The organism is Archangium sp. (assembly GCF_036389735.1).
Taxonomy (GTDB): domain Bacteria; phylum Myxococcota; class Myxococcia; order Myxococcales; family Myxococcaceae; genus Archangium.
Window position 1 is genome coordinate 1 of record NZ_DASVWK010001015.1, and the last position, 5,173, is coordinate 5,173.

At 69.3% G+C, this 5,173-nt stretch carries 4 protein-coding genes and 2 pseudogenes; 3 read left to right on the forward strand and 3 right to left on the reverse strand.

Features of this window, described 5'->3' with window-relative positions; genetic code table 11:
* The 3 genes from VF794_RS36160 to VF794_RS36170 all read right to left on the reverse strand — a co-directional run.
* On the reverse strand, window positions 1–2,769 hold a 2,769-nt coding region (locus tag VF794_RS36160), incomplete at its 3' end, for a TAT-variant-translocated molybdopterin oxidoreductase (RefSeq protein ID WP_331117678.1).
* A 23-nt stretch (window positions 2,770–2,792) separates the two neighbouring features.
* On the reverse strand, window positions 2,793–3,455 hold the full coding sequence (locus tag VF794_RS36165) for a cytochrome c3 family protein (protein WP_331117679.1): 663 nt from the start codon (window positions 3,453–3,455) through the stop codon (window positions 2,793–2,795).
* 379 nt (window positions 3,456–3,834) lie between these two features.
* On the reverse strand, window positions 3,835–4,191 hold the full coding sequence (locus VF794_RS36170) for an HNH endonuclease (protein WP_331117680.1): 357 nt from the start codon (window positions 4,189–4,191) through the stop codon (window positions 3,835–3,837).
* A gap of 69 nt (window positions 4,192–4,260) precedes the next feature.
* On the opposite strand from VF794_RS36170, the gene VF794_RS36175 reads away from it, so the two are divergent.
* The 3 genes and pseudogenes from VF794_RS36175 to VF794_RS36185 all read left to right on the forward strand — a co-directional run.
* Entirely contained in the window at window positions 4,261–4,401 is a 141-nt protein-coding gene (locus VF794_RS36175) for an SDR family NAD(P)-dependent oxidoreductase (protein ID WP_331117681.1), read from the forward strand.
* A 38-nt stretch (window positions 4,402–4,439) separates the two neighbouring features.
* Window positions 4,440–4,577, forward strand: a pseudogene (locus VF794_RS36180) (short chain dehydrogenase); the annotation flags it as partial.
* Between the two features lie 31 nt (window positions 4,578–4,608).
* A pseudogene (locus tag VF794_RS36185) lies at window positions 4,609–5,067 on the forward strand (SDR family NAD(P)-dependent oxidoreductase); the annotation flags it as partial.
* Between the last annotated feature and the right edge of the window lie 106 nt (window positions 5,068–5,173).

The window sequence follows — 5,173 nt, forward strand, 5'->3', positions numbered from 1 at the left end:
GACCTTGTACGGGCAGTTGTTGGAGCAGTACCGCGTGCCGACGCAGCGGTTGTACACCATGTCGTTGAGGCCCTCGTCCGAGTGGACGGTGGCGTTCACCGGGCACACGTACTCGCAGGGCGCCTTCTCGCAGTGCACGCACGCCACCGGCTGCATGACCATCTCCGGGTCACTCAGCTCGCTGCCGGTGAAGTAGCGGTCGATGCGCAGCCACTGCATCTCGCGGCTGCGGGCGACCTGCTCCTTGCCCACCACGGGGATGTTGTTCTCCGACTGGCAGGCCACCACGCAAGCCGAGCAACCCGTGCAGCGGGCCAGATCGATGGCCATCGCCCACTTGTAGTCCTCGTACTTGAAGTCCGGCATGAGGTTGGCCGCCTCATGCTCGCCGCGCACGCGGGTGAGGAGGGGGCTGGCGTGCCGCTTCTCCTTCTCCTGCTCCGCGCGGAAGTCCGCCACCGTCATGTCGAGGGCCAGCGGGCGGCCCTCCATGCGCCAGTGCTGCTGGGTGAGGGCGAACTTGTGGGTGCTGCGCGCCTTCTCCAGCTTCGCACCGCCGTCGAACCAGGGCGCGTTCACGCTGCGCACCCGGTTGGCGTTGAAGCCCACTTCCTTGGCGACGGTCTCGAACAGACCCGTGCGGCCGTAGCCCAGGGGCAGCACCACCACGTCGTCCGCGGTGCCGGGGATGATCCACACCGGCACGTCCAGCTTGCGGCCGCCGTAGGTGAGCGTGGCCACGTCACCCGCCTGGAGCTTCAGGCGCTCGGCCGTGGCCGGGCTGAGGTAGGCCGCGTTGTCCCACGTCATCTTGGAGATGGGATCCGGCAGCTCCTGGAGCCAGGAGAGGTTGGCGAACTGGCCGTCGTAGACCTTGTAGTCCGCGACGAAGTTCACCTCGAGCTCGCCCGTGGCGGGCGGGGTGTAGGCATCCACCAGGGCGCGGGCGCCTTCCACGTTCGGGGTGCCGGCCAGGGCGGCGGGGGCGGAGTCGGGGACGATGCCCACGGACACCCACGTCTCCCAGGCCGTCTCGAAGTCGGTGCCGGCGGCGGCGCGGCCGCGCCAGAAGTCGCGGAGGATCTGGTAGCTGGTGCGGTACGGCTCACCCAGGAAGAGCGCGAGCAGCTCCGGGGTGGACACGCCGTTGAAGAGCGGCTGGATGAGCGGCTGCACGATGGACACGGTGCCATCGACGGACCGACCGTCGCCCCAGGCCTCCAGCTCGTGCGCGGCCGGGATGAACCAGTCGGCGTAGGCGCTCGTCTCGTCCTCGAACAGGGAGGTGTAGATGACGTTGAGCTTGTTGCGGTTGGCGTTCGTCTTCGGATCCAGCACCTCCTGGAGGCCCAGGTCCACCGGCGCGCGGTAGAGCGGGTTCCAGGCGGTGATGACGAGGACGTCCACCGCGCCGTTCTTCAGCTCGTCCACCAGCGGGCGGAGGCCGGCGTCACCGGTGCTCTCGGCCACGGCCGAGGGGACGTAGCGAACCGTCTGGCCCACGTTGCCGAGCGCCGCGTTGATGGCGGCGGCCAGCGCGTGGACGGCGGCGGGCTGACGCTCACCGGCCACCACCGCGGAGCGGCCACCGGCGGCGCGCAGGTCGGCGGCGACGGCGTCCACCCACTTCTGGTGGGCGGCGTTGAGCTGCGCCTTCTGCGTGGCGGCGGCGCCCAGGCCCTCCACCGTACCGCCCACGCGCGAGGCGATGGCGGCGGCGATGGCGAACACCTCGTGGGACTTCGCGCGCAGGCGGTGGTCCGCCATGCCACCGGTGATGGTGAAGCGCGGCTCGGCGACGTAGAGGCGGTTGAGGTTGCCCTCGGCGGGGTCACGCCGCTTCGCGAAGGCGCGAGCGTAGGCCAGGTTGGCCGGGCGGCTTTCCAGGAAGTCAGCGTCCAGCGACAGGACGACGTCCGCCTTGGAGAAGTCATACAGCGGGGTGGCCGGCTGGCCGAACACGGTGCGCGTGCCCTCGCTGGCCGGATCCTGCGTGACGGAGGTGTAGCTGTGGAAGCGCGCGTTGGGCAGCCGCTGCTGGATGCGCGAGCGCAGGTGGTCGAGCACCGGCGAGCTGTTGGGCTCGGTGAGGAAGCGGACGCGGGCGCCACCGTTGTCCTGGGCCGAGCGCGCCATGCCGGCGACGAGTTCCTCGCCGAAGGTGCGCAGCGAGCGCGGCTCCTTGCGGTAGCGCAGCACGCGGGCGCGCTGCGGGTCGTACAGCGAGAGCAGGAAGGCCTGCTCGAAGGGGCCGGCCGCACCCAGGTTGACGGGGTGCTGCGGGTTGCCTTCCACCTTGATGGGGCGACCCTCACGCGCGGTGACGAGGATGCCGGAGGTGTGGCCACCGAACGTCATGCCCGTGGCGTAGTGCAGCGGGTTGCCCGGGACGAGCTCGGGCGGCGTGCGGGTGTAGGGCACCATGCGCTCGTCCACCGGACGGGTGGAGCAGGCGGTGGCGCCGGCCAGCGCCAGCGAGGCGCCCAGCAGCTGCATGAAATCGCGGCGGGCGACCCCGGTGGGGGGCAGGTCCGCGCCCTCGGGGAACTCGGGGCGGCTCTCCTCGAGGTACTCGGCCTTGCCGAGCTTCTCCTCGAGGCTGCGCCAGTACGTGCGGCCGTAGGCGCCCTCGGAGGCATCGCCATGGGCGGCGGCGTGCTCGAGCGCTTCACCGACGACGTCGTGCTCGTGCTCGTGGTCGTGCGCGGGGGTGGCCTCGGCCTTGTCCGAGACGACCGGCAGCGCGAAGGAGGTAGGAAGGTCCTTCATGGGGGCTCCGTCGAGCTTGGGCTTCAGCGGTGGCATGTGGAGCAGCTCGTGCGCGAGTGAACGTCGTATTGCTCAGCCAGCTTCTCACCCAGCGCCTCGGCCTCCTTGTGGTCGGCCGGCGGCTGCCAGGTGACGCTGGTGATGAACTCCTGCGGGCGCAGGTTGGGCTTGGGGTTGCGGTGGCAGTCCAGGCACCACTGCATGGTGAGCGGGGCGACCTGCTCGATGGCGGCCATCGTGTCCACGCGGCCGTGGCAGGTCACGCAGCCCACACCCTTCGACACGTGGATGGCGTGGTTGAAGTAGACGAAGTCGGGCAGGTTGTGCACCCGCACCCACGGGATGGGCTGGTCCGTGAAGTACGCCTGCCGCACCAGCGTCAGGTAGGGACTCTTGTTCCACACCTGCGCGTGGCACGACATGCACACCGTGGTGGAGGGAATGCCCGCCGAGGGCGATTTCTCCACCGAGAAGTGGCAGTAGCGGCAGTCGATCTGCTCGTCACCGGCATGGTGCCGGTGGTCGAACTCGATGGGCTGCTCGAGGGGGCGGTTCTGGTTGGTGACGAACGGAGAACGCACGTACGCCATCAAACCGCCAAGGGCGATCGCGGGGATCGCGAGGAGCGCCGCGGCGGAAGCCCGCGACACCGTGTTCGTCCAGCGTGGGAAGAGAGGACCGCTCATACCAGGACCGGGGGCTAGTCAGTGGATTCCGGAGGACGCAACCGGGAGGACGGTGCGGCCGGATCGGAAACGGAACGGGGAGACTGGATCAAGAAGCTCATGCACGGCGTTGCTGTGGCTGCCACGACTCCTGCCCTGGCAGGAGACATGCGGACTCGCCCGACCCCATCCGAATGAAGAGTTGCCGCGGGACGGGTCCCTCCTCCTCATACCCTCCCGACGCGGCGCGGGACCATCGAGCATCATTATCCGGGTGTCAACCTTTCTCTGTCCGCGCGCGGGGAGATAGCACGACCCGAGGCGTTGTGGCGCGGCTGCGAACTTGTCCGGATGATGTTCTCTTCTGCGAGATGGAAGGGGGCTTGAATGCCCCGGAAGATCAGGCGTCTTCGGGGTCTCGCCAGCGCTCGCGTCGGCGCTCCAGCAGCCGGTCCACCAACTCCCGCACGCGCGCGTCCCGGTGGTAGTGCCGATCATGCCGGGAGCCCTTGCCCTGGTTGCACCGTGCACACGCCAGGCCGAGGTTCTCCAGGGCGTCCGTCCCGCCATGCACCCGGGGGACGATGTGCTCGATGGTGGCGCGGCTGATGGGCTCCCCCTCCAGACTGATGAGGAGGTGCGCGTTGCAGTGCAAGCACTTCCCGAGCCACACCTCGCGCCCGCGGGACTCGGTGCGCTCGAAGGTGGCGTCGGTGGCCACGATGTCCAGCACGCGGCGGCGTTTGGTGGCGCTCACGCCTCTTCTAATAGGAAGGTACGGGCCCGGATGCCATGGGCCAGCCGGGGCGGGCGAGCATGGTGCCCCATGAGAGGAAAGACGGCGGTCATCACGGGGGCGTCCTCGGGAATTGGCGAGGAGCTGGCGGTGGCGCTCGCGAGGCGCGGCCTCAATATGGTGCTCGCGGCGCGGGACGAGTCGGCGCTGACCCGGGTGAAGCAGCGGTGAGAGCAGGCCGGGGACGCGCGCTCGTGGTGCCCACGGACGTGAGCGACCCCGAGGCCTGTCGGAGGATGGTAGATCGCTCCGTCCAGGCATTCGGCGACATCGACTACCTCGTGAACAACGAGGGGATGACGATGCGGGGCCGTTTCGAGGACGTGACGGACCTCTCCGACTTCGAGCGCCTCATGCGGGTGAACTACCTCGGCGCGGTCTACTGCACGCACGCCGCGCTCCCGCATATATATAAAGGAGCGGCGGGGCCTGCTCGTGGCCGTGTCCTCGCTGACGGGCAAGAGCGGGGCGCCCGGGCGCAGCGGCTATTCCGCAACCAAGCACGCCATGCAGGGGTTCTTCGACTCGCTGCGCATCCAGCTGAATGGCAGCGGCGTGGACGTGCTCGTCGTGTCGCCCGGGTTCGTCGCCACCAACATCCGTGCGCGTGCGCTCGACCCCGACGGCGCTTCCCGGCCGGGCCGCATCGCCGAGGAGGCAGGCAAGAAGATGATGGATGCGCGCACCTGCGCGGACCTCATCCTCCGGGGCATGGAGCGCCGCGAGCGCGAGCTGGTGATGCGGCCAGCCGCGAAGCTGGTGGTGGCGCTCAAGGCGCTCGTGCCGGGCCTCGTCGACCGCCTAGCCTCGCGCATGCTGAAGCAGCAGCGGCCTTAAGAGCCGGTTTCGATAGGCCCCGCCCTTGCTCGGCTGCTCCTCGGGCAACAAAGAGAGGATGAGGGCTCCTGGCGAAACAGGCCCTAATGTGCTCCAGGGTCGCTCG